Annotated in this window: 3 protein-coding genes; all 3 read left to right on the forward strand. The window is 43.1% G+C overall.

Annotated features, from left to right (window positions below; genetic code table 11):
• Positions 1 to 196 precede the first annotated feature (196 nt).
• Positions 197 to 631 (forward strand): RNA polymerase-binding protein DksA, encoded by a 435-nt coding sequence (gene dksA / locus A3762_RS01390; protein WP_068478118.1) that lies wholly within the window; start codon positions 197 to 199, stop codon positions 629 to 631.
• Positions 632 to 674: 43 nt separating this feature from the next.
• Positions 675 to 1,529 (forward strand): tRNA glutamyl-Q(34) synthetase GluQRS, encoded by an 855-nt coding sequence (gene gluQRS, locus A3762_RS01395; RefSeq protein ID WP_068753753.1) that lies wholly within the window; start codon positions 675 to 677, stop codon positions 1,527 to 1,529.
• A gap of 81 nt (positions 1,530 to 1,610) precedes the next feature.
• A partial coding sequence (locus A3762_RS01400) for a response regulator (RefSeq protein ID WP_156493112.1) occupies positions 1,611 to 1,933 on the forward strand: 323 nt, incomplete at its 3' end.

The raw sequence follows: 1,933 nt of genomic DNA on the forward strand, positions 1-1,933 counted from the left end.
TGAAAATGAAAAGATATTTTTCATCCAAGACTAAATGCTACAAACGTGGCATTAGTCGCGCTACGAAAACAAAGTGATAGCGAACGTAAGAAGTTTCTGATAGCGTTCGCAAGCTTAAAATTTGGGCTGTCTAATTTTACAGGCATTCCAACTTGCCTTAGCAAGCACAGTATTGAAAGAAATAAGAGAAATAACTATGCCGGCAACTAAGAGTACAGATACATTCAGTTCATTTGAGCCGTATCAACCTGCTGCAGATGAAGAATACATGAGTGATGGCCAACTTCAGCACTTCCGTCAAATTCTATTGAGCTGGAAGCAAGAGTTAATGGAAGAGGTCGACCGTACAGTGCATCACATGAAAGAAGATGCTTCTAACTTCGCTGATCCAAGCGACCGTGCGACTCAAGAAGAAGAATTCAGCTTAGAACTCCGCACACGCGATCGCGAACGCAAGCTCATTAAAAAGATCGATAAAACAATCGATTCAATTGAAGCGGACGACTATGGTTTTTGCGAATCATGTGGCGTTGAAATCGGTATTCGCCGTCTCGAGGCTCGCCCAACTGCAACACAGTGCATTGATTGCAAAACGCTTGCAGAAATAAAAGAAAGCCAAGTCGGCATATAAGAAGCACTAAAATAGGGCGCACTTTGCGCCCTATTGTTTATCTATGCACTACAAAGGCCGCTTTGCGCCCTCTCCTACTGGCCCACTGCACCTTGGGTCACTCTTTGCTGCTTTAATTAGCTACCTAGACGCGCGTTCGAATAATGGATCTTGGCTTGTACGCATTGAAGACATCGATCCGCCGAGAGAAGTACCTGGCGCCAGTGAATCTATTCTTAACACACTTGAAGCATATGGCTTTGAATGGGACGCACCTGTTGTTTATCAATCTAAGCGTTATGACCTGTATGAAAGTAAGCTCAATTATTTATTAGACGAAAAGCACTGTTATTATTGCCCATGCAGCCGAAAGGAAATGGGCGAGCTCAATGGAGGTCATCTACCTGAATGTGGATATCACACCAATAACACCGCACCTAACAGTGCAATTAAGTTTCGATCAAATACGCATCCACAACACTGGAACGATTTGTTCAAAGGACCAATATCTGCTCAAAGCGCAAGTGACTTTGTTCTAAAGCGCAAAGATGCACTTTACGCTTATCAATTAGCTGTAGTTTGCGACGATATTGATCAGGAAATCACTCACGTGCTTCGGGGGTCAGATTTATTAGATTCTTCCCCTATGCAACTCGAGTTATACAAGGCTTTCTCAACAACACCACCAAAATTCGGTCACTTCCCTTTAATTAAAAATAGCGACGGTCAAAAGCTATCAAAGCAAAATCTCGCTCCCGCGATTTCCCAAAGTGACATCATGTCTAACCTGCGAGAACTGTGCTGCATGATCGGATTAGATTTTTACAAGGCAGGCTCACCCAAAGATTTACTCAACACACTTACTGAGCAATGGCATTATGGTGTCTTACAAGGACACACTGAATACCTATTCAGTTAAGACGAATTTCACCTGCCGCTAGTCATAAGCATCACAGCTTAGGTATGATTTAGCATTCATTTATCGTTAGTTATTACCATCATGCATCGAATTTTAGTTATTGAAGATGACAGCACGGAACAATCCGATCTGGTCGATATTCTTACTCAAAACCAGTTTCAGGTTGAATGCGTCGAATCAATAACTCAGGCATTAGACGATGTTCCGCTAGCTTCCTTTGATTTAATTATTACCGATCTTCGTGTGAATGGTCAGGCTGGCACAGACATCATTCCACTCGCCCATGATACGCCCGTCTTAGTCATGGCTAGCTTTGCTAGCCTTCGGTCTGCCGTAGAAGCTATGAAACTCGGCGCAGTCGACTATGTTGCTAAGCCTTTCGATAGCGCTGACTTACTATCTAC

The sequence above is a fragment of the Oleiphilus sp. HI0125 genome (assembly GCF_001635355.1).

Excerpts from the sequence above, each read along its gene's own strand:
- gluQRS (WP_068753753.1), top strand. The coding sequence starts at position 675 with ATGCACTACAAAGGCCGCTTTGCGCCCTCTCCTACTGGCCCACTGCAC.
- dksA (WP_068478118.1), top strand. The coding sequence starts at position 197 with ATGCCGGCAACTAAGAGTACAGATACATTCAGTTCATTTGAGCCGTAT.